Source organism: Sphingomonas sp. IC-11 (genome assembly GCF_021043365.1).
Taxonomy (GTDB): domain Bacteria; phylum Pseudomonadota; class Alphaproteobacteria; order Sphingomonadales; family Sphingomonadaceae; genus Sphingomonas.
In genome coordinates this window covers 213,496-240,025 of record NZ_JAJNDU010000002.1, presented here as the reverse complement: position 1 = coordinate 240,025, position 26,530 = coordinate 213,496, and the positions used below count along the sequence as shown (strand labels likewise).

General features: G+C 66.1%; 29 protein-coding genes and 1 tRNA gene. 15 read left to right on the top strand and 15 right to left on the bottom strand.

The annotated features are described in order from the left end of the window. Nucleotides 1-39 precede the first annotated feature (39 nt). Entirely contained in the window at nt 40-1,497 is a 1,458-nt protein-coding gene (locus LQ954_RS09780) for an ATP-binding protein (RefSeq protein WP_231022910.1), read from the top strand. A gap of 22 nt (nt 1,498-1,519) precedes the next feature. On the opposite strand, the gene LQ954_RS09775 is transcribed toward LQ954_RS09780, so the two are convergent. The 4 genes from LQ954_RS09775 to LQ954_RS09760 form a co-directional block, all read right to left on the bottom strand. Continuing rightward, the gene (locus LQ954_RS09775) at nt 1,520-1,942 is read right to left on the bottom strand and encodes a hypothetical protein (protein WP_231022909.1); all 423 of its coding nucleotides are present in this window, start codon (nt 1,940-1,942) and stop codon (nt 1,520-1,522) included. 47 nt (nt 1,943-1,989) lie between these two features. Beyond that, the gene (locus LQ954_RS09770; protein ID WP_227771924.1) at nt 1,990-2,232 is read right to left on the bottom strand and encodes a DUF2312 domain-containing protein; all 243 of its coding nucleotides are present in this window, start codon (nt 2,230-2,232) and stop codon (nt 1,990-1,992) included. A gap of 148 nt (nt 2,233-2,380) precedes the next feature. After that, nucleotides 2,381-3,709, bottom strand: a complete 1,329-nt coding sequence (locus tag LQ954_RS09765) for a metal-dependent hydrolase family protein (protein ID WP_231022908.1) — start codon at nt 3,707-3,709, stop codon at nt 2,381-2,383. 166 nt (nt 3,710-3,875) lie between these two features. After that, nucleotides 3,876-4,172, bottom strand: a complete 297-nt coding sequence (locus LQ954_RS09760) for a DUF1244 domain-containing protein (protein ID WP_443026617.1) — start codon at nt 4,170-4,172, stop codon at nt 3,876-3,878. Between the two features lie 68 nt (nt 4,173-4,240). Between LQ954_RS09760 and pyk the strand changes: the two genes are divergently transcribed. Continuing rightward, entirely contained in the window at nt 4,241-5,695 is a 1,455-nt protein-coding gene (gene pyk / locus LQ954_RS09755; protein ID WP_231022907.1) for a pyruvate kinase, read from the top strand. A 45-nt stretch (nt 5,696-5,740) separates the two neighbouring features. Here the strand turns inward: pyk and LQ954_RS09750 are convergent, their stop codons facing one another. Beyond that, nucleotides 5,741-6,352 (bottom strand): HAD family hydrolase, encoded by a 612-nt coding sequence (locus LQ954_RS09750; RefSeq protein WP_227771780.1) that lies wholly within the window; start codon nt 6,350-6,352, stop codon nt 5,741-5,743. A 5-nt stretch (nt 6,353-6,357) separates the two neighbouring features. Continuing rightward, a complete protein-coding gene (ykgO, locus tag LQ954_RS09745) occupies nt 6,358-6,483 on the bottom strand; it encodes a type B 50S ribosomal protein L36 (RefSeq protein ID WP_003046794.1) in 126 nt (41 codons plus the stop codon). Nucleotides 6,484-6,616: 133 nt separating this feature from the next. Between ykgO and LQ954_RS09740 the strand changes: the two genes are divergently transcribed. The 3 genes from LQ954_RS09740 to LQ954_RS09730 are packed head-to-tail and all read left to right on the top strand — an operon-like array spanning nt 6,617 to nt 8,792. Next, complete coding sequence (locus LQ954_RS09740; RefSeq protein ID WP_227771781.1) at nt 6,617-7,216, top strand: DUF4136 domain-containing protein; 600 nt, start codon at nt 6,617-6,619, stop codon at nt 7,214-7,216. Next, nucleotides 7,213-8,337 carry a M14 family metallopeptidase gene (locus tag LQ954_RS09735; protein WP_227771782.1) on the top strand — a complete coding sequence of 375 codons (1,125 nt, stop codon included), beginning with the start codon at nt 7,213-7,215 and terminating at the stop codon, nt 8,335-8,337. Before LQ954_RS09740 ends, LQ954_RS09735 begins: the two co-directional genes overlap by 4 nt. After that, nucleotides 8,337-8,792 (top strand): GNAT family N-acetyltransferase, encoded by a 456-nt coding sequence (locus tag LQ954_RS09730; protein ID WP_231022906.1) that lies wholly within the window; start codon nt 8,337-8,339, stop codon nt 8,790-8,792. Before LQ954_RS09735 ends, LQ954_RS09730 begins: the two co-directional genes overlap by 1 nt. Nucleotides 8,793-8,811: 19 nt before the next feature. Here the strand turns inward: LQ954_RS09730 and LQ954_RS09725 are convergent, their stop codons facing one another. Further along, the gene (locus tag LQ954_RS09725; RefSeq protein ID WP_227771784.1) at nt 8,812-9,195 is read right to left on the bottom strand and encodes a PRC-barrel domain-containing protein; all 384 of its coding nucleotides are present in this window, start codon (nt 9,193-9,195) and stop codon (nt 8,812-8,814) included. Nucleotides 9,196-9,404: 209 nt separating this feature from the next. Here LQ954_RS09725 and LQ954_RS09720 point away from each other — a divergent pair, with 209 nt between their 5' ends. From LQ954_RS09720 to LQ954_RS09710, 3 genes are all read left to right on the top strand, one after another. Continuing rightward, complete coding sequence (locus LQ954_RS09720; protein ID WP_231022905.1) at nt 9,405-10,286, top strand: dienelactone hydrolase family protein; 882 nt, start codon at nt 9,405-9,407, stop codon at nt 10,284-10,286. 46 nt (nt 10,287-10,332) lie between these two features. After that, the gene (locus tag LQ954_RS09715; protein ID WP_231022904.1) at nt 10,333-10,947 is read left to right on the top strand and encodes a glutathione S-transferase family protein; all 615 of its coding nucleotides are present in this window, start codon (nt 10,333-10,335) and stop codon (nt 10,945-10,947) included. 64 nt (nt 10,948-11,011) lie between these two features. Then, nucleotides 11,012-11,818, top strand: coding sequence for an energy transducer TonB (locus tag LQ954_RS09710; RefSeq protein ID WP_231022903.1), 807 nt, complete (start codon nt 11,012-11,014; stop codon nt 11,816-11,818). A gap of 48 nt (nt 11,819-11,866) precedes the next feature. Here the strand turns inward: LQ954_RS09710 and LQ954_RS09705 are convergent, their stop codons facing one another. The 3 genes from LQ954_RS09705 to LQ954_RS09695 all read right to left on the bottom strand — a co-directional run bounded on the left by LQ954_RS09705 (nt 11,867) and on the right by LQ954_RS09695 (nt 14,223). Continuing rightward, nucleotides 11,867-12,337: an NUDIX domain-containing protein gene (locus LQ954_RS09705; protein WP_231022902.1), complete on the bottom strand. Its 471-nt coding sequence runs from the start codon at nt 12,335-12,337 to the stop codon at nt 11,867-11,869. Between the two features lie 2 nt (nt 12,338-12,339). Beyond that, nucleotides 12,340-13,671: a DEAD/DEAH box helicase gene (locus tag LQ954_RS09700; protein WP_231022901.1), complete on the bottom strand. Its 1,332-nt coding sequence runs from the start codon at nt 13,669-13,671 to the stop codon at nt 12,340-12,342. Between the two features lie 108 nt (nt 13,672-13,779). Beyond that, nucleotides 13,780-14,223 carry a hypothetical protein gene (locus LQ954_RS09695; RefSeq protein WP_227771790.1) on the bottom strand — a complete coding sequence of 148 codons (444 nt, stop codon included), beginning with the start codon at nt 14,221-14,223 and terminating at the stop codon, nt 13,780-13,782. 66 nt (nt 14,224-14,289) lie between these two features. Between LQ954_RS09695 and LQ954_RS09690 the strand changes: the two genes are divergently transcribed. Continuing rightward, the gene (locus LQ954_RS09690; RefSeq protein WP_231022900.1) at nt 14,290-15,738 is read left to right on the top strand and encodes an FAD-binding oxidoreductase; all 1,449 of its coding nucleotides are present in this window, start codon (nt 14,290-14,292) and stop codon (nt 15,736-15,738) included. 55 nt (nt 15,739-15,793) lie between these two features. After that, nucleotides 15,794-16,567: a SapC family protein gene (locus LQ954_RS09685; RefSeq protein ID WP_227771792.1), complete on the top strand. Its 774-nt coding sequence runs from the start codon at nt 15,794-15,796 to the stop codon at nt 16,565-16,567. A gap of 317 nt (nt 16,568-16,884) precedes the next feature. Here LQ954_RS09685 and LQ954_RS09680 read toward each other — a convergent pair whose 3' ends face one another. After that, nucleotides 16,885-17,718 (bottom strand): N-formylglutamate amidohydrolase, encoded by an 834-nt coding sequence (locus LQ954_RS09680; protein ID WP_231022899.1) that lies wholly within the window; start codon nt 17,716-17,718, stop codon nt 16,885-16,887. 120 nt (nt 17,719-17,838) lie between these two features. Between LQ954_RS09680 and cpdR the strand changes: the two genes are divergently transcribed. Together cpdR and LQ954_RS09670 are read left to right on the top strand one after the other, a co-directional pair. Continuing rightward, on the top strand, nt 17,839-18,216 hold the full coding sequence (cpdR, locus tag LQ954_RS09675; protein ID WP_227771794.1) for a cell cycle two-component system response regulator CpdR: 378 nt from the start codon (nt 17,839-17,841) through the stop codon (nt 18,214-18,216). A gap of 49 nt (nt 18,217-18,265) precedes the next feature. Next, nucleotides 18,266-18,340 (top strand) — tRNA-Val (locus LQ954_RS09670). Nucleotides 18,341-18,537: 197 nt separating this feature from the next. Here the strand turns inward: LQ954_RS09670 and LQ954_RS09665 are convergent. Beyond that, entirely contained in the window at nt 18,538-19,095 is a 558-nt protein-coding gene (locus tag LQ954_RS09665) for a septal ring lytic transglycosylase RlpA family protein (RefSeq protein ID WP_227771925.1), read from the bottom strand. A gap of 323 nt (nt 19,096-19,418) precedes the next feature. Here LQ954_RS09665 and LQ954_RS09660 point away from each other — a divergent pair, with 323 nt between their 5' ends. Then, on the top strand, nt 19,419-19,607 hold the full coding sequence (locus tag LQ954_RS09660; RefSeq protein WP_231022898.1) for a hypothetical protein: 189 nt from the start codon (nt 19,419-19,421) through the stop codon (nt 19,605-19,607). 345 nt (nt 19,608-19,952) lie between these two features. On the opposite strand, the gene LQ954_RS09655 is transcribed toward LQ954_RS09660, so the two are convergent. From LQ954_RS09655 to sucC, 3 genes are all read right to left on the bottom strand, one after another. After that, nucleotides 19,953-20,882 carry an electron transfer flavoprotein subunit alpha/FixB family protein gene (locus LQ954_RS09655; RefSeq protein WP_227771796.1) on the bottom strand — a complete coding sequence of 310 codons (930 nt, stop codon included), beginning with the start codon at nt 20,880-20,882 and terminating at the stop codon, nt 19,953-19,955. A 76-nt stretch (nt 20,883-20,958) separates the two neighbouring features. Continuing rightward, the gene (locus tag LQ954_RS09650) at nt 20,959-21,708 is read right to left on the bottom strand and encodes an electron transfer flavoprotein subunit beta/FixA family protein (RefSeq protein WP_231023032.1); all 750 of its coding nucleotides are present in this window, start codon (nt 21,706-21,708) and stop codon (nt 20,959-20,961) included. A gap of 116 nt (nt 21,709-21,824) precedes the next feature. After that, nucleotides 21,825-23,024 carry an ADP-forming succinate--CoA ligase subunit beta gene (gene sucC, locus LQ954_RS09645; protein ID WP_231022897.1) on the bottom strand — a complete coding sequence of 400 codons (1,200 nt, stop codon included), beginning with the start codon at nt 23,022-23,024 and terminating at the stop codon, nt 21,825-21,827. A 199-nt stretch (nt 23,025-23,223) separates the two neighbouring features. On the opposite strand from sucC, the gene LQ954_RS09640 reads away from it, so the two are divergent. Further along, nucleotides 23,224-25,929 (top strand): ATP-dependent DNA helicase, encoded by a 2,706-nt coding sequence (locus tag LQ954_RS09640; protein WP_231022896.1) that lies wholly within the window; start codon nt 23,224-23,226, stop codon nt 25,927-25,929. A gap of 12 nt (nt 25,930-25,941) precedes the next feature. Beyond that, nucleotides 25,942-26,481 (top strand): SixA phosphatase family protein, encoded by a 540-nt coding sequence (locus tag LQ954_RS09635; RefSeq protein ID WP_231022895.1) that lies wholly within the window; start codon nt 25,942-25,944, stop codon nt 26,479-26,481. The last annotated feature ends 49 nt before the right edge of the window (nt 26,482-26,530 follow it).

Sequence of the window (26,530 nt, the reverse complement as noted above, 5' to 3'; positions counted from 1 at the left end):
GTCTTGCCCCCAATGGTCGGTTTCGGCCAAACGCGGCGCATGACGATAGCCGTGGACATGGGCGCCGACACCTCGGGCGCGCCGGTCCTGATCGACCTAGAGGAATTGCTGGCTACCCGATTGCTCGTGCAGGGCAATTCCGGGTCCGGAAAGTCGCACCTGCTTCGCCGGCTGCTGGAACGGTCGGCCGGGCAGGTGCAGCAGGTCGTAATCGACCCGGAGGGCGATTTCGTCACGCTTGGCCCCGCCTATGGCCATGTCGTGATCGAGGCGGCGGACTATGCCGAGCGAGAAATCGCGCGAATCGCTGGCCGCCTGCGCGAACATCGCGCCTCGGTGGTGCTCAGCCTGGAAGGGCTGGAGGCGGAGGGGCAAATGCGCTGCGCCGCCACTTTCCTGTCGGCGATGTTCGATGCCCCGCGCGAACATTGGTACCCCGCGCTCGTCGTGGTGGACGAGGCGCAGCTGTTCGCCCCCACCACCGGCGGCGAAGTGGCGGAGGAGGTGCGCCGCGCCTCGCTCTCGGCGATGACCAACCTCATGTGTCGCGGCCGCAAGCGCGGGCTCGCCGGCGTCATTGCCACTCAGCGACTCGCCAAGCTGGCCAAGAACGTCGCGGCGGAAGCATCGAACTTCCTGATGGGCCGCACCTTCCTCGACATCGATATGGCGCGCGCGGCCGATCTTCTCGGCATGGAGCGTCGCCAGGCGGAAGCGATCCGTGATTTGCCGCGCGGCACGTTCCTCGCGCTTGGCCCGGCGGTCTGCCGACGGCCAAAGACGGTAAAGATTGGCGCGGTGGAAACCAGCGCCCGCAGCGGCAGCCCGAAGCTGACGCCGCTTCCCTCGGCACCGCCAGCCGATCTGCAGGAACTGATCTTCGCCGCGCCCGAGCCGGAGGCCGCGCCGCAGCTGCCGATGACATTTGAGGCCCGGCCGCGCCGGGTGCCCGCCGACGAACTGATCGCGGACATGGCCCGTCCCGCCCCCCTGCCGCCGGAGCCGGAGCGCAGCGACGAGGAAGTGGCGGGCATCATCGCCGACGTGCTGCGCGCGATCGTCGAAGACGCAGACGCCGCTGGCCGGCCCGCATCGGTGCTGTTCCAGGATTTCCAGGTTCGCTGCCGTATGCAGGGCCTGTCGCGATCTGGCATCGACCTCGGCGATTTCACCCGTCGACTCTCCTGCGCGCGCGCCGGCATCTTCGACATCGCCGACCCTGAATGGGCGGAGGTGATCGCGCTGACCGGCACGCTGCAGGATGAAATGGTCGGCCCGTTCCTGCTCGTCGCCAAGGCCGCGCGCGAAGGCGCCCCCTGCCCCAGCGACGCTGCGCTGGCAGAAACCTATGGCACCTCTTCGCTGGGGCGCGTGCGTCGATTGATGGGCTATATCGAAAGTCGCGACCTGATCGTCACCCGCACCGATCTGTCGGGCAAGCGGTCGATCACCATCGCGCGGCTCGGCTGGACGACGGCACCGGCCGAGGCCGTCTGAACAGCGCGGCTGGGCAGGCTGGTCAGCGGTCCTCGCAGCGGATCCGGTTCTTGGCCATGCTCACTTCCGCCTGTTCGCCGGCGGCGGCTTGCGTGGTGGCGGCATGGTCGCCGACGGTCATCTCGAACACCGCCGGGCCGCTGACCGCGCAGGCAACCCGGCCAGCGCTCAGTTTGCAGGCGTCGGCAAAGCGCGCCGGGTCGCCGATCGCGGCGGGGTCATCCGGCGGGCCCAGCCGCATACCGACCATGGTCGATCCGCCGAACAGCGCAACGCCCAGCCCCTTCAGCGCGCGCGCCTCATAGGCTGGCTTGCCGCTCGGCTGGCTGACCGGCTTCATTGCATGTTGTGCCGCCATGCGCGTGCAAAAGCCCGCCACAGAATCGACCGCTGGTGCCGCGGCGGCAGGCAGCAGAAGCGCCAGGGAAAGAATAATGGTCTTCATGCCGGTCGCCTCTGCCCAGATATTGTGACGTTCTCGAGCCGCGCGGCTCAGAGCATGCCCAGCGCCTGCATGTACGTCTCGAGGATTGCTTCCTCTTCCTGATATTCCTCGCGCTTCTTCTTGCGGATCGACATGATCTTCTTGATCGCCTTGGGATCGTAGCCGCGGCTCTTCGCCTCGGCGAACACGTCCTTGATGTCGTCGGCGATACCCTTCTTCTCTTCTTCCAGCCGCTCGGCGCGCTCGATCAACAGGCGCAGCTCTTCTGCCGCCACCTGACCGCCGCCCATGCCTTCGCCGCGTTCTTCAGCCATCTTGAAAACCCCAAATGTGAAGCACCGCCGGCCCAGCGCGAATCGCGCGTGAAGCGGCGGTGCGGTTGCCGGAATATCGGTTGCGGCGGCGGCTCCTATGGGAAGCCGCCGCCGCGATCAAACGCTATTCGGCGAGCGGCTTGGCCACGGCGCCCTTGCGCATGACGAACCGGACCCGCTCCAGCTGGCGCACGTCGGACAGCGGGGAGGTGTCGACGGCGATGATGTCGGCCTGCTTGCCCGGCTCGATGCTGCCGATCACATTGCTCTGGCCCAGCACCTCGGCCGCAGCCACCGTTGCGCTGCGGATGGCGTCGGCCGGTGTCATGCCGACCTTTTCGACCAACAGGCCGAATTCCTGCGCATTGTCGCCATGCTTGGAAACGCCGCTGTCGGTGCCGAAGGCGAACTTCACGCCCGCCTTGTACGCCTTGCGGTGGCTCTCCTGCATGGCAGCAGCAGCCGCCTCGGCCTTCGGGATCGTGGCCGGCGGCAGCGCCCCGGCGCGGGCCTGAGCCACAGCGGCGACCGGCGCGATTTCGGTCGGGACCAGATAGGCGCCGGTTTTCTTGAATGCGGCAATCGCTTCGTCATCGATGAAGCTGCCGTGCTCGATGGTATCGACGCCGGCCGCCAGCGCCGCCTTTGTTCCCTCGGCAGCGTGACTGTGCGCGGCAACCTTTCGGCCCAGGTTGTGCGCCGTGTCGACGATCGCCTTCATTTCCTCGGGCGTGAAAGCCCGGCCCAGGCCGCCAGACACGTTCGACAGGACGCCGCCGGTCGCAGTGATCTTGATCACTTGCGCGCCGAGGCCGATCTGCCGCCGCGTCGCGCGCACGCAATCCGCGGGCCCGTCGCAGGTGTTCTCCACCGTCTCCTTCACGGCGTGGGCGAACGGCTCGGCCAGGCCATTTAGCGGATCTCCATGGCCACCCGTGACCGAGATGGCGGTGCCCGCGTTGACGATCGTCGGGCCGACCACGTCGCCGCGATCCACCGCATCGCGCAGGGCGCGGATGCTGCGCGGCTCGCCGCCAAGATCCCGCACGGTGGTGAAGCCCGCGTTCAGCGTCGCCTTGGCGTTGCCGGCGCCGTACAGCACGTCATCCGCGCCTTCGTTGTTCAGCGCCGTCAAGCGCGCGCGCATCGGATCGCCCCCGATGCCCAGCAGGTGGACGTGAAGGTCGATCAGCCCCGGCAGCACGAACTTGTCATTCAGCGCCACCAGTTTGGCGCCTCCTTCGGGCGGCACGAAGCCGTCACGCACCTCGGCAATCTTGCCGTCGCGCACGATAATGGTGCTGTTGCCCCGCGGTGACTGGCCAGGCCGGTCGAGCAGCGCGCCGGCGTGGATGTAGGTCACCGTCGATGCAGGGGCCTGTGCCGGTGCGGTCTGGGCCAGGGCAGGCGTGGCCGCCGCAATCATCAACGCAGCCAGGATCATTTTCTTCATCGCCTACCCCCCTTGTCGCACCGCGCCTGCCGCGATGCTGCTATCATTGTCCGGGTGAGTAGAAGATGCGTGCACCCCTGGACAAGCGGGCGCGACAGGAAAATGGCAGGTTTCCTCCCGAATGACGGCGGCTGCGCGAAAGTCTGCCCGGCCGCTGCCCTCGCCGTCAGTGTGCGTTCTTCGCGACGCTCTCCTGCATCCGCTGCAGCTGCTCCGGCGTCGCCTCGGCCTGGTGCGTCGCCTTCCACTCGGCGTAAGGCATACCGTAGATCGCCTCGCGCGCTGCGTCATTGGGCACGCCGCCCGCCTCGCTCACCCAATCCGACAGGCAATTGCGGCAAAAGCCTGCCAGACCCATCAGGTCGACATTCTGTGCATCGCTGCGGTGGCGCAGGTGGTGCACCAGCCGGCGGAACGCGGCAGCCGCCGTCGCGTCGTCGATCGTGTCGATCGGGTCCATCATCGTCTCCAAGGTTGATCGCCCGGAGATAGGCGGTAGGCCTGCGGACGCAAAGCGAGGAAACCGATTACATGGCACGAGCGATCACCCCACGCAGCCGCAAGGTGCGCGTGCTCGCCACCTTGGGCCCGGCCAGCAACACGCCGGCCATGATCGCGAAGCTCTTCGAAGCAGGAGCGGACGCCTTTCGCATCAACATGAGCCACGGCGATCAGCAATCGAAAGTCGCGGTGATCCAAGCGATCCGAGCGCTGGAAAAAAGCCACGGACGCCCCACCACCATTCTGGCCGACCTTCAGGGGCCCAAGCTGCGCGTCGGCCGCTTCGCCGACGGACGGGTCCAACTCGCCCCCGCCGCCACCTTCGTTCTTGATCGCGACCCCACACCTGGCGACGCCTGCCGTGTCGAACTCCCTCACCGCGAGATATTCGACGCGATCGAGCGCGGCGCCCGCCTGCTCCTCGACGATGGCAAGCTGGTGCTGCGCGTCGTGGAGCATGATGCCGACCGGATCGTCACCACCGTCGAGATCGGCGGCCCGCTCAGCAACAACAAGGGGCTGAATGTGCCGGACGTGGTGGTGCCAATGGCGGCGCTTACCGACAAGGATCGTTCCGATCTCGCCTTTGCGATCGAAGCTGGGGTGGATTGGATTGCCCTGTCGTTCGTGCAGCGGCCCGAGGATCTGGCCGAAGCACGCAAGCTCATCGGAGGCAAGGCCGCGCTGCTCGCCAAGATCGAGAAGCCGGCCGCGATCGACCGGCTCGAGGAGATCGTCGAGATGTGCGACGCCGTTATGGTCGCTCGCGGCGATCTGGGGGTCGAGCTGCCGCCGCAGGCCGTGCCCCCGCTCCAGAAGCGCATCGTGGAAACTTCGCGGCGTCTCGGCCGCCCCGTGGTGGTCGCCACCCAGATGCTGGAATCAATGATCAAGTCACCCTCGCCCACCCGGGCCGAGGTGTCGGACGTCGCCACCGCCATTTACGACGGTGCGGACGCGATCATGCTGTCGGCGGAAAGCGCGGCGGGTGACTGGCCGGTCGAGTCGGTCGCGATGATGAACGCCATCGGCGAATCGGTGGAGCGCGATCCCATGCACGGCGATCGCATCCGGTTCACCGTCACTCGGCCCGACCCCACCACCGCCGACGCGCTGGCGGAGGCGGCCAAGAACATCGCCGTGACCATATCGGCAAAGGCGATCATCTGCTTCACCACCTCGGGCTCCACGGCCCGCCGTGTCGCCCGCGAGCGCCCGTCGGTGCCGCTCTTGGTGCTGACGCCGAAGATGGAAACGGCGCGTCGGCTGGGGCTGCTATGGGGCACCCATGCGGTTCACACGCGGGACGTCGATTCGTTCGAGGAGATGGTCGCCAAGGCCAAGCGCATGGCACTGCGTCAGGGCATGGTGAAGGCTGGCGACCGCGTGATCATCATGGCCGGCATTCCGTTCCGCACGCCGGGCGCCACCAACGTCCTGCACGTGGTAGGAATCATCGGCGATGAGCTGAAGGGTTTCGGCTGATCCCGGAATAGCAGCCGCGGGCGCGCGGCACGCGGCCGCGCCGGCTTAGTTCAACAGGCCGAAGCGGCTGAGATCGGCCCGCAGCGTTGCGGCGTCGATAAAGGGCACCGCCTGCATCCCCACTGCCTGTGCCCCGGCAACATTGTCGTGCCGGTCGTCGACGAACAGCGCCTCTTCCGGCTTCAAGCCGAACCGATCGAGCGCGAGGCGGTAAATGGCGGCGTCCGGCTTCACCAGCCGCTCCGCTCCCGACACCACGATATCGCGGAACCGGTCGAACATGGCTGCTTCCTGCGCACGGAAGGGCGCAAAGAATTCATCGCTGAAGTTGGTGATCGCAAACAACGGCACGCCAGCCTCGTCCAGCTGGGCGACCACTTCGGGCATGCCTGTCACCGGCCCCGGAATCTGTTCCGAGAACCGCGGGCCCCATTCGGCGATCAGATGCGCGTGCTGCGGAAAGCGCGCAGACAGCTCCGCCGACGTCTCCGCGAAGGGACGGCCGGCGTCATGCTGGAAATGCCACTCCTTGGAGCAGACATCGCGCAGAAATACGTCCAGCGCCTCATCATCGGTGATGAGGCGCCGGTAAAGGACCCGGGGGTCCCAATCGTACAGGACGTTGCCGATGTCGAAGACAACGGCAATCGGCCGCATCAAGATTAGCCCTGGCGAGCCTTGAAGCGACGATTCGTCTTGTTGATGACGTAGGTCCGGCCGCGACGACGGATGACGCGATTGTCGCGGTGGCGGTCCTTGAGCGACTTGAGGCTGTTGCGGATCTTCATGGCGGATTCGCTTCTATGATTATGCGTGATCGGAAAGGGTGCGCGCCTAGTGGCAGCCCCCTTGCAAGTCAAGATGGAGCCGCCAACAGAGAGAAGCGTTGATTCACCGTAACGACTGCAGGGGAGAAGAATCATGGGTCGCATTTTGATCGTCATCGGCATGGCGGCGGCCCTGGCGGGCTGCGCTACCGGGCCGTCGCGTTTTCCCGTGCAGGCGACTCGCTATCATTTCAACGCCATGACCGATCGCGGCACCATCGCCGTGGAGCCGCTGACGGGCACGGGCACCGCCAGCCTTGAGTACAAGACCTATGCCGCCGCCGTTCAGACGGAATTGCTGCGGCTGGGCTATACGAATCCGGCGCCCGGCGCTGCGCCCGACTTCCTGGCCACCGTTTCCTTCAGCCGCGCACCCCGGGCGCTGCCACCGCGACGCTCGCCCGTGTCGATCGGGCTCGGCGGCGGCGGCATCAGCGGCGGTCGTGGCGGCGGCGTCGGCCTCGGCGGCGGCGTCAGCTTCCCGGTCGGCGGCTCGGGCGCGGGTGAAGGCGTCGTCACCGAATTGTCGGTCCGCATTCGCCACGGTGCAGACGCCGTGTGGGAAGGGCAGGCACAATCGCTGACTGACCTCAGCGCCCCGGACGCGGACACCGGCGCAGTGGCCTCCCGGCTCGCCCGCGCGCTCTTCAGCGGCTTTCCCGGCGAAAGCGGTCGCACTATCGAGGTGCAATGAATCTCAGCATCAACGCCGCGTTTGACAGCGGCAACATCCGCCTGATCGCGATCGATGGTGACCGTGTCGACCTGGAAATCGTCACGGATCACCAATCCGATTTCTACCAGTGGTTCTACTTTCGCGTCGCCGGCGCGGCAGGTCGCCGGCTGACGTTCCGCATCCTTAATGCCGGCGGCTCGGCTTATCCGTTCGGCTGGCCGGGCTATCGGACGCGCGCCTCTACCGATCGCAAGACGTGGCGCACCGTCGATACGCGCTATGCCGATGGCGTGCTCGAATTCGATTGGGCCGGTGACCCGTCCTCCGGTGAGGCATCAATTGTCTGGTTCGCCTATTTTGCGCCCTATACGATGGAACAGCATGCGGATCTGATCGCCCGCATCGCGACGCGCCCGGGCGTCCGCCATCGCGAGCTGGGCACCACGCTCGACGGGCAGGCGATCGATTGCTTCGATATCGGCACCGGTCCGAAGTCGGTCTGGCTCTATGCCCGTCAGCATCCCGGCGAATCGATGGCCGAATGGTGGATGGAAGGCGCGCTCGATTGGCTCACCAGCCCGGCCGCCGCCCCCTTGCTTCAGGCAGCTACCGTCCATGTCGTCCCGAACATGAATCCGGACGGCACGCGCCGCGGCCATCTGCGTACCAATGCGGCGGGTGTGAACCTCAACCGCGAATGGCACAGCCCGACGCCGGAACGCAGTCCGGAGGTGCTTTGCGTGCGCAATGCCATGGACGAAACCGGCGTCGTCTTCGCCATGGACGTTCATGGCGACGAGGCAATTGCCGCGAATTTCATCGCCGGCTTCGAAGGGGTGCCGTCCTGGACCGAGCGGCGGGGCGAGCTGTTCACCGAATTCGGCCGCCGGCTGGCGGCGCACACGCCGGATTTCCAGACGGAGCTTGGCTATGAGCGCTCGCAGCCCGGCCGCGCCAATCTGTCGATGTCGACCAATCAGCTTGCCGAACGGTTCGGCGCGGTCAGCGTGACGCTCGAAATGCCGTTCAAGGACCATGATGCGAACCCGGATCCGGCGTTTGCCTGGTCGCCGGAGCGCTCCGCGCGCTTGGGCGTGTCCTGCCTGGAAGTGCTCAGCGAGATGATCGGGGAGCTGTGATGGAAGTGCGCGAGGGTGGTCTGGACGACCCACAAGTGATCGCCCTCGTCGCACACCATCAGGCGGAGGCACGCGCCACTACGCCGCAGGAAAATGCCCACGCCATGGGTGCGGAGAGCTTGCGCCGCCCCGACATCAGCTTCTGGTGCGCTTGGGACGGCGAGGAACTGCTCGGCATCGGCGCCCTTCGCGAACTGTCGCGCGATCATGGGGAGATCAAATCCATGCGTACCGCGCCGGGGCACCTGCGTCGCGGCGTCGGCCGGGCGATTCTGGCGCAACTCGTGTCGCTCGCCCGCAGCCGCGGCTATCGGCGGGTGAGCCTGGAAACCGGCACCGCGGCGATGTTCGGGCCAGCCAATCGGATGTACGAAGCGGCGGGCTTCGTGGATGGCCCAGTGTTCGGCGGCTATCCCGAAAGCCCGCACAACCGCTTCATGACGCTCGCGTTGTGACGCGGGCCGTCACGGAACGTCACAGATATTCGTCCCAGTGCCGATAGGCCGGCTCCTTGGACAATTGTGGCCGATCGGCCTGGTCGAGCGTCATATAGGGCGCTGCCTCGATATCCTCCCGTGTCAGCTCGAGATAGAAACCCTCCAGATCCTTCGCATAGGTCAGCATCGACCACGGCAGCGGATAGGCCCGTGAACCGAAGCCCAGAAAACCGCCAAAGGTAAGCACCGCATTTTCCACCTGTCCGCTGTGCTTGTCGATCATCAGCGAGTGGATCGAGCCGATCTTTTCGGCCCGGCGGTCGTACACAGGGGTTCCCTGAATCCGATTGGATGAAATCAGGCGATGCGCCCCGTCGCGATGGTTTTGAGTGGTCGCGGCCGCGATGTTGGTCTGTGTCATGGCAAGCCTCCTCTGCCCCCCACAACCCGGTCTGCGGCGGCCCGCCTGTTGGCGGATCTCCGCCGTGCGTCATTATGCCCCATTTCCGTTCGTTCCACCACTCCCGCCGCCGAAGTCGGCGCCGGGGGACGGCGCGCAGCGACTATGCGCGCCGCCAGCCCCGGATTAGCCTGTCGCACCATGCCCTAGAGGCGAATCGGGAGAGAGATGTGGCCGATCCTTCGCTGCGTAACCGCGCTGTTCAGCTCTACGACGCCTTCACGCACGAGCATCGTGATCGGCGCACGCTGCTGCGCCAGATGACGGCGCTGGCGGGCTCGGCCGTGGCGGCGGAGGCGCTGATTGCCAGCATCGCCGCTTCGCCAGTGGCGGCAGCCATCATCGACCCGGCCGACAAGCGGCTTGAAGCCGGTATGCGCGACGGGACGGAGGCTGGGCGTCCGGCCCGCGCTTATTATGCCGCACTCAAGAGTGCCGCGAAGCCTGCGCGCCGCGGCGTCGTCCTCGTCATCCACGAAAACCGCGGCCTGACCCCGCACATCCAGGATGTGGCTCGCCGAGTCGCGCTGGACGGCTTTCTGGCGATCGCCCCCGACCTGCTTGCGCCCCAAGGTGGCACGCCCGCCGACGAGGACAAGGCGCGCGAGCTGATCGGCACGGTGGATTATGATCTCGCGCTCGCCCAGGCCCGCGCCTTCGCCGACAAGACGCGCGCCATGCCGCAGGCATCCGGCAAGGTCGGCATGATCGGTTTCTGCTGGGGCGGCGCCTTCGTGAACCGCATGGCGGTGGCTGGCGGCATCGATGCCGGTGTCTCTTATTACGGCCCCGCGCCAGCCCCGTCGGAGGCCGCGCGGGTCAATGTGCCGCTGATGCTCCACTATGCCGGCACCGACGCGCGCGTCGCCCAGACCGGAGAACCTTGGGTCGCTGCGCTGAAGGCCGCCGGCAAACCGGTGGAGGCTTTCACCTATCCGGGTGTCGACCACGCCTTCAACAATGACACGTCGGCCGCCCGTTACAACAAGGCTGCGGCCGACCTTGCCTGGGGCCGCACGACCACCTTCCTCCATCGCCACCTGGACGCCTGAGGCCGAACTCCCCCGACCCTCTCCGATACACACCGGGAGAACCACGATGAGCGACCTGATTTTCTACACCAATCCCATGTCCCGCGGCCGGATTGCGCGGTGGATGCTGGAGGAAGTCGGCGCACCCTATGAAACCCGGCTGGTCGATTGGACGGACAAGCCAGCCGATTTCTTGGCCGCCAATCCCATGGCCAAAGTGCCCACGATCATCCATCGCGGTCAGGTCGTCACGGAGGCCGGCGCGATCATCGCCTATCTCGCCGACGCGTTCCCGGAGGCCGAACTCGCCCCTGCCCCAGCGCAGCGCGCAGCTTATTACCGCTGGATGTTCTTTGCCGCGGGGCCGCTGGAAGCGGCCACAACGGATCGCGCCCTTGGCGTCGCACCCACTGCCGAGCAACAGGGCATGGTAGGCTATGGCAGTCTCGATCGCGTGGTCCAGGCGCTGAAAGGTGCGGTCAGCGCAGATACTTACATCGCCGGTGAGCGGTTCACCGCTGCGGACGTCTATGTTGGCAGTCATATCAGCTGGGGCCTACAGTTCGGCTCCCTGCCAAACTGCGAGGAATTCGATCGCTACCTTGCCCGCCTCATGGATCGCCCAGCCGCGGTGCGAGCGCGGGAGATCGACGACGCCCTGATCGCCGGCGCCACCGGCTAGGGCCTCCCCGCCCGCGGGTACGTCAGCCAGCAGCCGTTAAGCGCGTTTGTGCGTTTAGCAGGGCATGGCCTATGCTGCGATCACCCGCCCCCGCTGGACGCGCGAGCGCCTGCTCGCGGCGGTGGCCGCGATCATGGTGCAAGCCCTCGTCGGCTATGCCCTGATCACTGGCCTTGCCGTTCGCTTCCCCAACACCGTTCAGGACACGATCAAGCTCTTCTCCGCAGAGCCGGTGCCGCCACCCCCCCGGCCCCGTACCGAGCCGGAGCAGCGCGCTGCCAAGAGCCGGGCGGAGGGTCGGGCGTCCGCCCGGAACATTCGTAGCCGCGCAACCGAGGTGGCGGCACCAAAGCCAGTCGTCGTCATTTCGCCTCCGCCCCCGACAGTGATCACGACGCTCACCCCCTATGTCGCGCATGACCCCACCTCCGGCTCTGCGCCCGTCCGCGGCCCGGGCACCGGCGCGGGCGGTGTCGGCGATGGTTTCGGCAGCGGTGGGAGCGGCAATGGTGACGGCAGCGGCGGCGACGGCGACGAAACAGGCCCCGAGTTAATGCGGGGTCGCATGAGCACCTCGGATCTTCCCGAGTCGCTTTTTGCCACTGGCTTCAACGGCACCGTCGGCGTTCGCTACATGGTGGCCACAAACGGACGGGTGCCAAGCTGCCAGGTCACCCACTCGAGCGGCAACGCGGAAATCGATAACATCACCTGCCGTCTGATCCGGGAGCGATTCCGATTTCGTCCGTCCCGCGACAGCCAGGGACGACCAGTTGCTGCCTGGATCGTAGAGAATCACACCTGGGAAGTTGAGGCCGACACGGTTGAAGTGGTCGAAACAACAAGGAAGCGCCGCTTGCGCCTTTGGTAGCTGGCGAACCCGCTTGATCGCCCGTCCACGCGCTTCAACGCGGCCGCCTCACCACTCGCCCCAGCCCTGTCGCTCCTGCAGGTGCTCGGTGATCCGCCGCCGGGTCGCGGGGGACGTGCCGGGCGGCAGCTGGTCACATGCGAACCAACCCACTTCAGCGATCTCGCGGGGATCTGCGATTGTGATCGCGTCCGGATCGGCGACATCGCACAGGAAGACGACCACATGGTCGTCCTTTCCCTCCACCCGGTTGTGGTACACGCCGTGAACCCGGCGGAGCGTCACGTCGGCAAGCCCCACCTCCTCCAGCAACTCGCGCCGGATCGCGGCCTCGGCGCTCTCACGCTTGTCGACGCCGCCGCCCGGCAGATACCAACCGGCGACATATTGATGTCGCACCAGGGCAATTCGGCCCGCGGGGTCGACGAGAAGAGCACGCACGCCAAACGTCCGCGGTTGCACCAGCTTCCAATACAGCCGCATGGCACGCCCGGCGATCCGGTAGCGCCAGGCAACCACGGTCAGGCGCCGATGGAAACGCTCAGGAAGGCCGGAATCGGGCCGTTCCAACCCTCGTCGGAGCCGCCCTCGACCGGGTCGCGGCGTCGACGAAGATCATCCCGTTCGCGTCCGCGATCGCCATCGGCGCTCCGCTCGCGCTCACGCTCACGCCGCGGCGCGCGCTCTTCCGGCTTGGCTCGCCGCGGCCGCTCCGGCTTGGGCTCTTCCGCGACGGTGATCTCGCGCCGGTCGATCTTCTGACCGGTAAGCTTCTCGATATTCTCGATATTCTCGGCGTCGTCTGGCGCGACCAGCGTGTAGGCAATCCCGGTGGCGCCGCCGCGGCCGGTGCGACCGATACGGTGCACGTAATCGTCCGGATGCCAGGGCGCATCGAAGTTGAAAACGTGGCTCACACCCTTGATGTCGAGCCCACGTGCCGCGACGTCCGACGCGACCAGAATGTTGATCTCGCCCTTCTTGAACCGGTCAAGTTCGGCAAGCCGCGCCGGCTGTTCCATGTCGCCATGGATTTCGCCCGCCGCGAAACCGTGCTTCTTCAGGCTCTTGTTGAGCTCTCGTACCGTGGTCTTCCGGTTGCAGAAGATGATAGCGGTGCTGACCGCTTCCTCACGCAGCAGGTGCCGCAACGTCTGGCGCTTCTCGAACGCCTGCCCCTTCACCGACACCACCCACTGGGCGATGTTGATGTTGGTGGTGGCTGGCCGTGCTACCTCGATGGTCTTGGGATTGCTGAGGAATTTGTCAGCGAGCTTCTTGATCGGCGGCGGCATGGTCGCCGAGAACAGCAGCGTCTGCCGCTGCTTGGGCAGCTTCGTGCAGATTTCCTCGATGTCGGGGATGAACCCCATGTCGAGCATGCGATCCGCTTCGTCGATCACTAGCATGCTGCAGCCGTTGAGCAGGATCTTGCCGCGGCTGAAAAGGTCCATGAGGCGCCCGGGCGTCGCGATCAGGACGTCGACCCCCTTTTCCAGCGCCTTGACCTGGTCGCCCATCTGAACGCCGCCGATCAGCAGCGCCATGGATAGCTTGTGATACTTGCCGTAGATCTCGAAGTTCTCGGCGACCTGGGCGGCCAGTTCGCGCGTGGGCTCCAGGATCAGGCTTCGCGGCATCAGCGCACGGGCACGGCCATGCGCGAGGATGTCGATCATCGGCAGCACGAACGATGCCGTCTTGCCCGTTCCCGTTTGCGCAATCCCGATGATGTCCCGCATCATCAGCACGCTCGGAATGGCGGAGGCCTGGATCGGCGTCGGGTCCGTGTAGCCGGTGTCGCCAACGGCGCGGAGGAGTTCTTCTGAAAGGCCGAGGTCGGCGAAGCTCATGGCAATCCTGAAAAGAAGGCGCGTCGATGCGGCCCTTTTACGAGCCGGGCGAGACGCGATTGCGCCTCTGTTGTCAAGGTAAACGGCACTTCAAGCCGCTTTTTGCGACTATTTCTTCTCTACAAGGGTGCGGAAACGCGCAATTTCGCATCTTCCGCCAGATCGTGTGCGCAAGGCGTCGCGGCGTGCGCAGACCATCCCGTCCTTGGACCGCTTTACATAAAAGCCGCTGTAGAAGTTCAAGGAAGGGCAATCATCGTCCAACTTCGCGCGCAGCCGGCGCCCGTCGGTCGCGATCAGATCCACGTCGCCTTTGGGTGAAATGATCGCGCTGGCCAGCACGTTGGCTGGCACGCACTTGGGCGCCTTCTTCTCTTCCCACACGACCGGGGATGCTTGCTGGCGGCGTGATGCCACAGGCAAGCGCGGGATCCGGATCACGATCCGTTCCCGGACGGAAAGCTGCGCATAACGGACCTCCGGCTCGCTGGCGGAGATCGCAAGCGGCGCGGCAAGCAGCAGCGGAAGGATCGGGCGGGCGGACTTGTGCATCGTCAGAGACGCCCGCGCTGCCCCGAACAATTTGAACCGTTGATGAATTGCGGCAATCATGTGGCGATGACTCCGCAACAGATCCGCCTGCTGAACTCGCTTGCACCGCGCCTTTCGGCGCGCGCCATCGTCACGGATCGGGACGCGATTGCACCGTGGGAGACGGATTGGCGCGGCCGCTGGCATGGCCATGCGCCGATCCTGTTCGAACCCGCGACGGTGGCGGAGGTGCAGTCGATCGTGGCGGGTGCGACCAGCGAGGGCGTGCCGCTCGTGGCGCAGGGGGGCAACACGTCGATGGTCGGTGGCGCCACGCCGCCTGAATCCGGTGAGGCCGTCATCCTCTCACTGCGGCGGCTCAATCGCATACGATCGATTGATCGCGACGGAAGTCTCGCCATTGCCGAGGCGGGCGTGATCCTGTCCGATTTGCACGACGCAGTCGCGGCGGAGGGGCGCCGCTTTCCACTGACGCTGGGCAGTCGCGGCTCGGCAACGATCGGGGGGCTGGTCTCCACCAATGCGGGTGGCACGCAGGTGCTGCGCTGGGGAACGATGCGCGGCCTCGTTGCCGGCGTCGAGGCGGTTCTCAGCGACGGCAGCCTGTATGAAGGATTGGCTGCGCTTAAGAAGGACAACCGCGGCTATGACCTGAACCAGCTTCTGATCGGCGCAGAAGGAACCCTGGGGATCATCACCGCGGCCACGCTCCGCCTGGCGCCGGCCATCACCGCGCGCGCGGTGGCCTGGATCGGCCTCGCCACACCCGAGGCCGCGCTACAGCTCCTGCGTCGCTTCGAGGCAGCGGGCAATGCGGTGGAGAGCTTCGAATTGCTTCCGTCGGAATCCTTCCAGGCCGTGCTCACGCACATCCCGGGAACGCGCGCGCCGCTAGCGGGCGCCCACCCCTGGCACGTGCTGGTGGAGGCGGTGGCAAGCGACCCTGCCGCTCCTGCCCCTGCCGCCTTTGTCGAGCACGTTCTCCAATCCGCCATCGGGGACGGCATCGTTGCCGACGCAGCGATCGCCGCCAATGAGGCGCAGGCTGACGCATTCTGGCGCATCCGCGATTCGATCTCGGATGCGGAGCGCGCCACTGGGCCTGCCGCGCAGCACGACATTTCGGTTCCGGTCGAAGCCATGCCCCGCTTCCTCATCGAGGCTGCCGCTGCTTGCGACGCCCGTTTTCCCGGCACCCGCGCCAGCGGCTTCGGGCATCTGGGCGACGGTAACGTGCACTTTCACGTCCGCGCCCCCGCCGGCGCCGATCGCACCCGGTGGCTTGCCGAAGAAGCACCCATTGTGACGCGATTTGTCGATGATCTTGTCGTTGCGGCCGGCGGCTCGATCTCCGCAGAGCATGGCATCGGCCAGATGAAGCTTCACGAACTGGAGCGGCTCTCTCCGCCGCCGCGAATGGCTGCGTTGCGCGCGATCAAAGGTGCACTCGATCCCGCCGGTATCTTCAATCCCGGCAAACTCGTCACGCTTGCGCCAAGCGCCGCGGACGAATAGTGCGCGCGGGTTCGGGCGGCGGGCGCCGCTCCTTGTCCGTATCTGGAGAGATTTGATGGCCAGCGCGCCGCAGCAGCAACTTCCGCTTTTCTACAACGGCCTTGAGCCGCTCTCTAGCGAGTTGCACGCCGACTATAAGATCCGCCCTGCCCAGTCGGCGCCGTTTCTGGCGACCCAGCATGCGATTCCGATCACCATCGACGAATTTGCGCTGGTGCAGCGTTACATGCCGATCGTCTTTTCGGCCGGCGAGGATTCGGTGCCAATCGCGCTGATGGGCCTGAACGAGGGCGTGAACGTCTTCGTCGATGCCGATGGCAAGCTGGTCGAGGATAATTTCTACGTCCCCGCTTACATCCGCCGCTATCCCTATCTGCTGGCGCGTCTGCGTCCGGACGCGCAGGAGCTCTCGCTCTGCTTCGATCCGACGTCGGACACGATCGGCCAGTTCGACGAGGGTCAGCCGCTGTTCGAGAACGGTCAGCCGAGCGAAGTCACCAAGAACATTCTCGCCTTCAACGAACAGTTTGAGCAGGCTGGCGCCCGTACCGCCCAGTTCATGAACGAGCTGCGTGAGACCGAGCTTCTGATGGACGGCGAAGTCTCGATCCAGCACGAGGGCTATGAACAGCCGTTCGTGTATCGCGGCTTCCAGATGATCAACGAAGAGAAGCTTCAGGATCTGCGCGGCGATCAGCTGCGCAAGATGACCAAGAGCGGCATGCTCCCGCTGCTCTATGCCCACCTCTTCTCGCTGTCGCTGATGCGCGAAGTGTTCGCGCGCCAGGTCAGCCTCGGCAAGATGCCGCAGCCGACGCTCAGCGCCTGACGGCGTTCTAAACAACATCATGGTCAGCGAGGGCGCCACTCCGGCATCGGACGGAGTGGCGCCCTTCTGCTGTGTTGGCTGCCGCCCGTTTTTCGGCTCGTTGGATCGGGGTGCCGACGTCCTCGGGTGAGCTCCCGCGACGGCTTGTCGACGAAAATTCTCGCTTTCCCGTCCAAGGGTTGAAACCACCCGCCGGTACATTACGTTATGCAGGTACGGTTTCCGTGTCCCCCCTTTCGCGGAACCGTATGGCACACCTCACGGTGTGTCTCCTCCCTGAACCTTGGCCACCTCGGGCCTCGCCCGAGGTGGTTTTTTTATTCCGCGGCAAGCGCCGTGGACTGGTCCAGCGCTTCTTCCTCCAGCCCGTCGATGATGTTACGCACGAGGGCGGCGATATGGCCGAAGCCGGTGCCCGGACGATCAAGGCGCCCGTCCAGATAGAGCGACCGATCGATCTCGAGCTGAATGGCGTGAATATGCTGCCGCGGATTGCCGTGGCGCTCCAGGATATAGCCGCCGGCATAAGGCACGTTCAGGCTGTACTCGTGCTGCCTGGCCGCAATCGCCGCCTCCATCCGCCGGACAAAGCGATGCGACGCGGATCGCCCGAAGCGGTCGCCGATGACAATGCGCGTGCGGCTGCCAGCGATGGGCGGCATGGAATGAATATCCAGCAAGACCGCAACGCCGAACCTTGCCTTTGCCGCCGTCAGGGCCGCCGCCAGTGCCTCATGATACGGCCGATGCACCGACGCGATGCGGGCGACGACTTCATCACCCTCCAGACGCCGCCGCCACAACTCGCCCGAGGCGGTCGTACGGCGCGGCACCAGGCCAAGGCCGCTGCGGACCTTGGCACTTAGGTGCCCGGCCGGTGCGCCGTCATCCAATCGCGGATCGCGATCATGCTCCGCACGATTAAGGTCGATCCATGCCCGGGCCACCCGTTGGACGATCGCTGTCTCGCCCCGCCGGGCGGCCAGCGCGAGCTGATCCACGAATCGGTCCTCCAGAACCGTCAGCGCGGTCAGCGGTACCCTGAGGGCATCGTGCAGCGGCAGCGGATAGTCCCGCCCGGCGTGCGGCACCGACAGCACCACCGGGCTGGCTGGAGGCAGCTCGCCGACCGCGTCAAAGGACAATTGCATCGCCCATCAGCCTATGGAGTAAGTCCCCCTGTCGCAATGCGATACAGCAATCACCGTCATCGGCTGGAAAACGTTAAAGGATTTCCGCATATGCTGGTGGCTGATCGCAAGGACCCACGAATGATCCGAATCTTGCTGGCGGAGGACGACCAGGTGATGCGCGAGTATCTCGCGCGCGCGCTGGAGAAGTCCGGCTATGCGGTGACTGCTGTTGACCGCGGAACGGCTGCCCTGCCCCTGATCGAAGAGGAAGAATTCGATCTGCTGCTGACCGATATCGTCATGCCAGAAATGGACGGGATCGAACTTGCGCAGCGCGCCGGCGAACTGCGTCCGAAGCTGCGGGTCATGTTCATCACTGGCTTTGCCGCAGTGACGCTGAAGGCCGGCAAGGCAATGCCCCAGGCCCGCGTGCTCTCCAAGCCGTTCCACCTGCGCGACCTCGTCATGGAAGTGGATCGCATGTTCGAGATCGGAGAATTTCAGGAATTACACTAAACGGGGCTTGCGCCGGTTCCGCAGCCCGGCTAATGGCGCCGCTCCCGGAGGGCGTGTAGCTCAGTGGTAGAGCACTGTGTTGACATCGCAGGGGTCGCAAGTTCAATCCTTGCCACGCCCACCATCTAAAACCCCACCATCCCAACGGGCTGGTGGGGTTTTTGATTTGGGGTTTTCGTGGAAGCCATTGAGCACGCCGTGATGCTCGGCAGGTCACCAGTGCGCGAGCGTGTGATGGGCGGATGCAGCCGATCCCGGGTGCCCCTGGCGCTCACAGTCCCCGCAAGGCACCTCTGAGGGAAGAGGGGCACCCAAGACCCATCAGGGCGCCTGGACCAGCCCTTGGCGCACGCCTTGCGCCAGCTGCGCCCGCAATGACGCGAGCGCCGCCTCGCTCAGCCGTGGCCGCTCGGCGACGGGCTTGCCCTTGCGCAGTCGCGCGCGCTCCTTTTCAGGCGGATCGACGCGCCGCACCCGGACGGCCGCCACCCCTGCGCCCCGCATTCCAAGCTGCTCCGCCGCCCCCCGGGAGAGATCGAGGATCCGCCCGCGCGCGAAAGGCCCGCGGTCATTGATCCTCACCAGGATCGTACGGCCGGTGTCCAGCGCCGTCACTTCGACATAGGTCGGCAGCGGGAGCGTGGTGTGCGCTCCCGTGATCCATTTGGGGCGGAACCGTTCGCCCAGAGCCACTCGGTTGCCGCTTTCCGCACCGTACCAGCTGGCATATCCCAGCACGTCAAAGTCTGGGTCTGCCGCAGGGCGGTATGTCACCCCGCGAATGGTATAGGGCTTTCCGACCACCACAGGGGTGTCGCTCACGGGTCGGTATCGGGCCGTGCTGCAGCCAGCGAGCGCCAGTGCCCCGCTCACCAGCATGACCGCTCGGCCGCCCCTTATGCCTGGAATGATCATGCGCTTCTGGTAGCGTTCCGGCGTGTGGAGCGGAACCGGCCGTACTGCGAGACGCAGCGAGAAAGCGGGCGAACGGAAATCCACGTCGCGCAGGTTGATCCGTTAACCGGAGACGGTGGAGAGACGGTGGGCGCGACAGCGCATCACAACGCTGCCAAGCACGCAAATTGCGGCAAGAACAACAGGGTTGAGGCGATCAAACGTTTACGCCTGAGCGATGATCATCGTGGCTGACCGAGGCGGAGTCTCAACGCGCGAGGTATGTGATCAATCATTCGGGAGCGGCGATGATGACGGAAGAGGATCAGCTGGATCTCTATCATCGGGAACGCGCCATTGCGGAGCGTCGCGCCGCCAAGCGGGCTCAAGACACGCGCGCGCAGGCGGCGCATCTCGGGCTCGCCCAACAGCACGAACTCGCCCAGGCGATCGCATGGCATCGCGCAGACCTCGGCACTGGCCGCAACCCCTCGTAACACGATAGTCACGCGCCGGAGCTTGCCGGCGGTCGGCCGCCAAGCGTCACCCGCGGCACAGGGCGCATCGGGCGCTCGCGCCGGGAAGCCCTGGAAGCCCGCGCACCTCAGCGCCAGCCCTAACAGAACGAGCGCCAATCGATGCCCGCGGAGGAGCCGCCCCGCGGCTCGCCGTCACGCAAATCGCGGAAACGATGAGCGCCGGCTGCGAACAGGGGCCGATCGGAAATAAAGAAGGGGCGACGCTGCCGTCAGCGCCGCCCCTTCTTTTACTTCGCTGGTAACTTCACGAGCAGCGGAGCCGGGCGCCCTGACCCGGCGAACGCCGGGCCTGCGCAGGCCCGCTCAGAGCTTCTCGGTCAGCTCCGGAACCACCTTGAACAGGTCGCCGACGAGGCCGATGTCCGCGACCTGGAAGATCGGCGCGTCCTCGTCCTTGTTGATGGCGATGATGGTCTTGGAATCCTTCATGCCGGCAAGGTGCTGGATCGCGCCGGAAATGCCGACGGCGATATAGACTTCCGGGGCGACGATCTTGCCGGTCTGGCCGACCTGATAGTCGTTCGGCACGAAGCCGGCGTCCACCGCCGCGCGGCTGGCACCGACGCCGGCGCCGAGCTTGTCGGCCAGCGGCTCGATGATCTTGGAGAAGTTCTCGCCATTCTGAAGCGCGCGGCCACCCGAGACGATGATCTTCGCGCTGGCGAGTTCCGGACGTGCGCTCTTGGCGATTTCCGAGCTTTCGTAGGTGGACAGGCCCTTATCGCCCGTCGACGCAACCGCCTCGACAGTGCCCGAGCCACCCTCTGCCGCCGCCTTTTCGAAGGCAGTGGTGCGGACGGTCAGAACCTTCTTCGCGTCCGACGTCTGCACCGTCGCAATCGCGTTGCCGGCGTAGATCGGGCGGGTGAACGTGTCCTCGCTCTCAACCGAGAGCACTTCGGAGATCTGCATCACGTCCAGCAGCGCGGCGACGCGCGGCGCGATGTTCTTGGCCGAGGTGGTGGCCGGCGCGACGAACGCGTCGTGATGGCCCATCAGCTCAACGACCAGCGGCGCAACGTTTTCGGCCAGCGCATGCGCATAGGCGTCGTCGTCAGCGACGTGGACCTTGCCCACGCCAGCGATCTTGGCGGCTGCCTGTGCCACGCCATCGACACCCTTGCCGGCGACCAGCAGGTGAACTTCGCCCAGCTTCGACGCGGCGGTCACCGCGGCGAGCGTGGCATCCTTGACGGTCGAACCGTCGTGCTCGACCCAAACCAGAGTCTTCATCTTGAACCTCTTTCCTCTCCCCGTCGGGGCCGCGTCCACGCGGCACCCGGAACGGGATCAGTGACCGGCGTTGCGCTTACTTCGCGACGCCCATCGCCTTGAGCTTCATCACCAGCTCGTCGACATCGGCGACCTTGACGCCCGCCTGGCGCTTGCCCGGCTCGACGACCTTCAGCGTCTTGACGCGTGGGCTCGTGTCGACGCCGTAATCGGCGGCGGTCTTCGTCGCGAGCGGCTTCGACTTTGCCTTCATGATGTTCGGCAGCGAGGCGTAGCGCGGCTCGTTCAGGCGAAGATCGGTGGTGACGATCGCCGGCAGCTTGAAGTTGTCGGTTTCGAGACCACCATCGACTTCGCGGGTAACCTTGACGGTCTCGCCCGACACTTCGACCTTGGACGCGAACGTGCCCTGGCCCCAGCCGAGCAGGCCGGCGAGCATCTGGCCGGTCTGGTTGTTGTCGTCGTCGATCGCCTGCTTGCCCAGGATGATGAGCTGCGGCTGTTCCTCGGCGGCAACCGCCTTCAGGATCTTCGCGACGGCGAGCGGCTCGACCTTGTCGTCAGAGGTGACGAGGATCGCGCGATCCGCACCCATGGCAAGCGCGGTACGCAGCGTTTCCTGCGCCTTCTGCTCGCCGATCGAGACAACGACGATCTCAGTCGCCACGCCCTTTTCCTTCAGGCGAATGGCTTCCTCGACCGCGATCTCGTCGAACGGGTTCATGCTCATCTTGACGTTGGCCAGATCGACCCCCGTCCCGTCCGCCTTCACGCGGGGCTTCACGTTATAGTCAAGCACGCGCTTGACCGGCACCAGAACCTTCATTCCACTCTCCCAAGCGTCACCCCGGCCAGCGCCGGGGTCTCCCGGTTGCGTCGCGCTCCATGTCGGGGAGATGCCGGCCAGAGCCGGCATGACGATGGAGAACGATCAGTCGAAACTTACGCCGCCTTCTTCACCTCGGCGACGATCTTCTGCGCGGCATCGCCCAGATCGTTCGCGGGAACGATGGCGAGGCCGGAATTCGCGAGGATTTCCTTGCCCTTCTCGACATTGGTACCCTCGAGCCGAACGACAAGCGGCACCGACAGATTAACTTCCTTCGCCGCGGCAACGATGCCCTCGGCGATGATGTCGCACTTCATGATCCCGCCAAAGATGTTGACGAGGATGCCCTTCACGTTCGGATCGGCAAGGATGATCTTGAACGCCGCGGTGACCTTCTCCTTCGAAGCGCCGCCACCGACGTCGAGGAAGTTCGCCGGGAACATGCCGTTCAGCTTGATGATGTCCATCGTCGCCATGGCGAGGCCGGCGCCGTTCACCATGCAGCCGATGTCGCCATCGAGCTTGATGTAGGCGAGGTCGTACTTCGACGCTTCCAGCTCGGCCGGATCTTCCTCGGTCTCATCGCGCAGTTCGGCGAGATCCTTGTGGCGGAACATGGCGTTGCCGTCGAAGCCGACCTTGGCGTCGAGCACCATCAGCTTGTTGTCGTCGGTCACCGCCAGCGGGTTGATTTCGATCTGCGCCGCATCAGTGCCGAGGAAGGCGTCATAGACCTTCCCTGCGAGGCTCTGCGCCTGCTTGGCGAGGTCGCCGGTGAGGCCCAGCGCATTCGCGACGGCGCGGCCATGGTGCGGCTGAAAACCGGTCGCGGGGTCGACCGAGAAGGTGTGGATCTTCTCCGGCGTGTCATGCGCGACGGTCTCGATGTCCATGCCACCCTCGGTCGACACAACAAAGGCGACGCGGCCGGTCGCGCGATCGACGAGCAGGGCCAGGTAGAATTCCTTGGCGATATCAACGCCGTCGGTGACGTACAGGCGATTGACCTGCTTGCCGGCATCACCCGTCTGGATCGTCACCAGCGTGTTGCCGAGCATCTCGGTCGCGGCATGGCGAACCTCGTCCTCGGTCTTGGCGAGGCGGACGCCACCCTTGGCCTCCGCCGGCAGTTCCTTGAACTTGCCCTTGCCGCGCCCGCCAGCGTGGATCTGTGCCTTCACGACGTACAGCGGCCCCGGCAGCTTCTTGGAGGCTTCAACCGCTTCCTCGACGCTCATTGCCGCATAGCCCGCGGGAACGGGCACGCCGAACTTCGCCAGCAGTTCCTTGGCCTGATATTCATGAATGTTCATGCCGGGGCTCGCCTTACAAAACCGAAAACAGTGGGCCTTAAGCACAGGGGGGCCGCCGAATCCAGCCTTCGCGTGCGCTTTGTCGAGGCCAATACGATGCCGCGGCCACAACTATCGTTGCACTTGCGTCGCAACTACAACAAGGGCGTTCAGGACAGCGCCCTAGCGCCGGTTGCCGCTTTGTTCTATATCATCCGGCGTGATCTCGCTCCCCTACCCGGCGCTTCATGCGAGCCATACCGGCATCTGGATCGCGCACGGCGGGGAAGTGCGAGCGGTTTCCAGGGGAGAGGCGATCCGCGCCGCTGCGGACACGCCGATGATCATGATGAATGCACCGCTGGTCGGCCAGCGGCTGGGCTATGCCGACCTTTCCGGCCTTGATCTGCTGGAACTGTTCGCCTTTCTCCGCCCGGCGAGCTTCATGGTGCCGACGCCAAAGGGGCTCGCTGCTGCCACCGGGCTGGAGCTGCCGGCGGATGATGGCGCAGTCGCCCCGTTTCTCCTCGCCGCGACTCAGCGGCTCCTTGCCATCCCCGAAGGTGACTGGCGCGAGCGCGAGGGCGCGTGGAGTGCAGCCCAGTCGCTGTTCCGCCTGCGCTGGTCGTGGGCACCGTTGCTGGTCGATCGCCTGCGCAAGCCGGCGCGGGACGAACGCTGGCTGTTCTCGAAGCTGCCCGAATGGGATGAAGCGGCGCCCCGGCCCGCGCCGCGCACGGTCACACTTGCCGCCGACGCCACGCAGCAAGCGCTGGCTGACCTTGTCGGCCCCGGCGCCGAGACTCGGCCCGGCCAGCGCGCTTTTGCTCAGGCAGCCGCGGGCGCCTTCGCGCCGCGCCCTGCCCGCGACGTGCCCAATCTCGTGCTCGCCGAAGCGGGAACCGGGATCGGCAAGACCCTCGGCTATCTCGCGCCGGCCAGCCTCTGGTCGGATGCCGCGGGCGGCGCGGTGTGGGTCTCCACCTATACCAAGGCGCTACAACGTCAGCTCAGCCGTGAAACGCGGCGGATCTATCCCGACGAAGCCGTCCGCCGTCGCAAGGTCGTGACCCGCAAGGGGCGGGAAAACTATCTGTGTCTCCTCAACCTTGAGGATGCCCTGCAGGGCGGCTTCGCCGGGCGAGCCGCGGTTCTGGCGCACCTCGTGGCGCGCTGGGCGGCCTATACCGCGGATGGCGATATGGTTGGCGGGGACTTGCCCGGCTGGCTCACCACATTGTTCCGGCGCAACGGGTCGACGGCGCTCACCGATCGCCGCGGCGAATGCGTCTATGCCGGCTGCCCGCACTATCGGAAATGCTTCATCGAGCGCGCCGCACGCGCTTCTGCGGAGGCGGACATCGTCATCGCCAATCATGCGCTGGTGATGGTCAATGCGGCGCGTGGGCGTGAACTGGCGACTCGTCCGACCCGTTACGTGTTCGACGAGGGGCATCATCTGTTCGATGCCGCCGACTCGATGTTCGCCACCGCGCTTACCGGGCAGGAAACCATCGAGCTGCGCCGGTGGATCATCGGGCCGGAGGCGGGCAGCCGGGGTCGACGTCGCGGCCTTGCTGCGCGCCTCTCCGATGTCGCAAGCTATGACGAGGCCGGCGCGCAGGCGATCTCCGATGCGGTAAAGGCCGCGCAAGGCCTCGCCGCCGATGGCTGGCTGCAACGATTGGCCGAGGGCGCACCGTTCGGGCCGATCGAAACGCTGCTCGCGAGCGTTCGCGGCCTCACCTATGCGCGTGCCGAGGGGGCAGGAGATGCCGGCTACGGCCTGGAAACAGAGCTCGCCGAGCCGTCGCCGGAGCTGATCGAGGCGGCAGGCCCCGCGGCGGAGGCGTTGGACGCGCTGTACCGGCCGCTGGTTGCCTTGGGGAAAAGGCTGGAGGCCGTGCTGGCGGATGCGCCGGACTGGCTCGATGGCGCGGCCCGCGCGCGGGTGGAGGGCGCCATTGCCTCGCTTGGCTGGCGTGCGGAGATCGTTGCTGCGTGGCTGTCGCTGATCGCCCGCATCGGCGGCCCGGCAAGCGCGGACTTCGTTGACTGGCTCGCTGTGGATCGCGTCGAGGGCCGCGAGTTCGACATCGGGCTGCACCGCCGCTGGCTCGATCCGACGCGCCCCTTTGCCGAGATCGTGCTGAAGCCGTCGCATGGCGCGCTCGTCACCTCTGCCACCCTCACCGCTGGCGGCACTTGGGAAACGGCGGAGGCCCGCGTGGGCGCGCCGCATCTCGCGCGCCCTGCCGTCCGCTTCCAGGCCGAAAGCCCGTTCGACTATGCCGCGCGCGCCGAGGTGCTGGTGGTGACAGACGTGAAGCGCGGCGACGTGCCGGCGCTGGCGGGCGCCTATGCCCGGCTGATCGAGGCGGCAGGGGGCGGCACCCTTGGGTTGTTCACCGCCATTCGCCGACTTCGCGGGGTTCACGCCCGCATTGCCGATCGGCTCGCCCGGGCCGGGCTCCCGCTGCTGGCACAGCATGTCGATCCGATCGACACCGGCACGCTGGTCGACATCTTCCGGGATGATCCCCACGCCTCGCTGCTGGGCACCGACGCGCTGCGCGACGGGGTGGACGTCCCCGGTCATTCGCTGCGGCTCGTCGTGATGGAAGGTGTGCCATGGCCAAAGCCGACGGTCCTTCACGCCGCCCGGCGCCTCGCCAACGGTGGCAGCGCCTATGACGATCGCATCGTCCGGGCCCGCATGGCGCAAGCCTTCGGGCGGCTGATCCGATCGGCGGAGGATCGCGGCGTCTTTGTTCTTCTGTCGGCGGCGACGCCCTCGCGCCTGCTCGATGCCTTTCCGCCGGGTGTGCCAATTGCGCGCGTTCCGCTGGATGAGGCGATCGCGCGAGTCGCATCCCGGCTTTCCTCGCGCGCAACCTTCGGGCATGAGGCGGCTCCCGCACCCTGACGGAGATCAAGCTTGAAGACGTTGACGCTGCTGCGCCACGCCAAATCGGGCTGGGATGATACTGTCGCGCGCGATTTCGACCGGCCGCTCAACGCGAAGGGTCGAAAGGCGGCACAGGTCGTCGGCGCCCACCTGCGTCGGCTCGGACTGCGCTACGACCATATCGTTGCCTCCCCGGCAGAGCGCGTCGTCCAGACCATTGCCGAGGTCGCCACCGGCTATGGCGCGGCAATCGAGCCCGCCTGGGACAAGCGGCTGTACCTCGCCTCATCCGCCACCCTGCTGGACGTCGCCCGCGAATCGCCGGCTGACGCCGGGCACCTGCTGATGATCGGGCACAATCCGGGCCTCGAAGATTTCGTTCTCTTGCTGATGGGCGGCGGTGATCCGTCGCTGGTTCGCGAGGCCGAGCTGAAATATCCCACCGCCACCGTCGCGGAACTGACCTTCGACGTGGATGACTGGGCAAGCATAGCCCCTGCATCGGGCACGCTGACGCGGTTCATCCGTCCGCGTGATCTCGATCCCTCGTTGGGGCCGCGCGAGGAGTAGGATCCGGCTCACCACCGGGTCGGGCCCGCCCGCTGCGCTCGGGCGTTCA

Coding starts and splice junctions, on each gene's coding strand:
- LQ954_RS09685 (WP_227771792.1), top strand. CDS start 15,794: ATGGCCAGCGCGCCGCAGCAGCAACTTCCGCTTTTCTACAACGGCCTT.
- LQ954_RS09740 (WP_227771781.1), top strand. CDS start 6,617: ATGGGTCGCATTTTGATCGTCATCGGCATGGCGGCGGCCCTGGCGGGC.
- pyk (WP_231022907.1), top strand. CDS start 4,241: ATGGCACGAGCGATCACCCCACGCAGCCGCAAGGTGCGCGTGCTCGCC.
- ykgO (WP_003046794.1), bottom strand. CDS start 6,483: ATGAAGATCCGCAACAGCCTCAAGTCGCTCAAGGACCGCCACCGCGAC.
- LQ954_RS09665 (WP_227771925.1), bottom strand. CDS start 19,095: ATGCTGGTGAGCGGGGCACTGGCGCTCGCTGGCTGCAGCACGGCCCGA.
- LQ954_RS09715 (WP_231022904.1), top strand. CDS start 10,333: ATGAGCGACCTGATTTTCTACACCAATCCCATGTCCCGCGGCCGGATT.
- LQ954_RS09770 (WP_227771924.1), bottom strand. CDS start 2,232: ATGGGCGGCGGTCAGGTGGCGGCAGAAGAGCTGCGCCTGTTGATCGAG.
- LQ954_RS09655 (WP_227771796.1), bottom strand. CDS start 20,882: ATGAAGACTCTGGTTTGGGTCGAGCACGACGGTTCGACCGTCAAGGAT.
- LQ954_RS09775 (WP_231022909.1), bottom strand. CDS start 1,942: ATGAAGACCATTATTCTTTCCCTGGCGCTTCTGCTGCCTGCCGCCGCG.
- LQ954_RS09730 (WP_231022906.1), top strand. CDS start 8,337: ATGGAAGTGCGCGAGGGTGGTCTGGACGACCCACAAGTGATCGCCCTC.
- LQ954_RS09750 (WP_227771780.1), bottom strand. CDS start 6,352: ATGCGGCCGATTGCCGTTGTCTTCGACATCGGCAACGTCCTGTACGAT.
- LQ954_RS09680 (WP_231022899.1), bottom strand. CDS start 17,718: ATGCAATTGTCCTTTGACGCGGTCGGCGAGCTGCCTCCAGCCAGCCCG.
- LQ954_RS09695 (WP_227771790.1), bottom strand. CDS start 14,223: ATGCACAAGTCCGCCCGCCCGATCCTTCCGCTGCTGCTTGCCGCGCCG.
- LQ954_RS09660 (WP_231022898.1), top strand. CDS start 19,419: ATGATGACGGAAGAGGATCAGCTGGATCTCTATCATCGGGAACGCGCC.
- sucC (WP_231022897.1), bottom strand. CDS start 23,024: ATGAACATTCATGAATATCAGGCCAAGGAACTGCTGGCGAAGTTCGGC.
- LQ954_RS09725 (WP_227771784.1), bottom strand. CDS start 9,195: ATGACACAGACCAACATCGCGGCCGCGACCACTCAAAACCATCGCGAC.
- LQ954_RS09780 (WP_231022910.1), top strand. CDS start 40: ATGACGATAGCCGTGGACATGGGCGCCGACACCTCGGGCGCGCCGGTC.
- LQ954_RS09650 (WP_231023032.1), bottom strand. CDS start 21,708: ATGAAGGTTCTGGTGCCGGTCAAGCGCGTGCTTGACTATAACGTGAAG.
- cpdR (WP_227771794.1), top strand. CDS start 17,839: ATGATCCGAATCTTGCTGGCGGAGGACGACCAGGTGATGCGCGAGTAT.
- LQ954_RS09690 (WP_231022900.1), top strand. CDS start 14,290: ATGACTCCGCAACAGATCCGCCTGCTGAACTCGCTTGCACCGCGCCTT.
- LQ954_RS09700 (WP_231022901.1), bottom strand. CDS start 13,671: ATGAGCTTCGCCGACCTCGGCCTTTCAGAAGAACTCCTCCGCGCCGTT.
- LQ954_RS09760 (WP_443026617.1), bottom strand. CDS start 4,172: ATGATGGACCCGATCGACACGATCGACGACGCGACGGCGGCTGCCGCG.
- LQ954_RS09710 (WP_231022903.1), top strand. CDS start 11,012: ATGGCCTATGCTGCGATCACCCGCCCCCGCTGGACGCGCGAGCGCCTG.
- LQ954_RS09735 (WP_227771782.1), top strand. CDS start 7,213: ATGAATCTCAGCATCAACGCCGCGTTTGACAGCGGCAACATCCGCCTG.
- LQ954_RS09765 (WP_231022908.1), bottom strand. CDS start 3,709: ATGAAGAAAATGATCCTGGCTGCGTTGATGATTGCGGCGGCCACGCCT.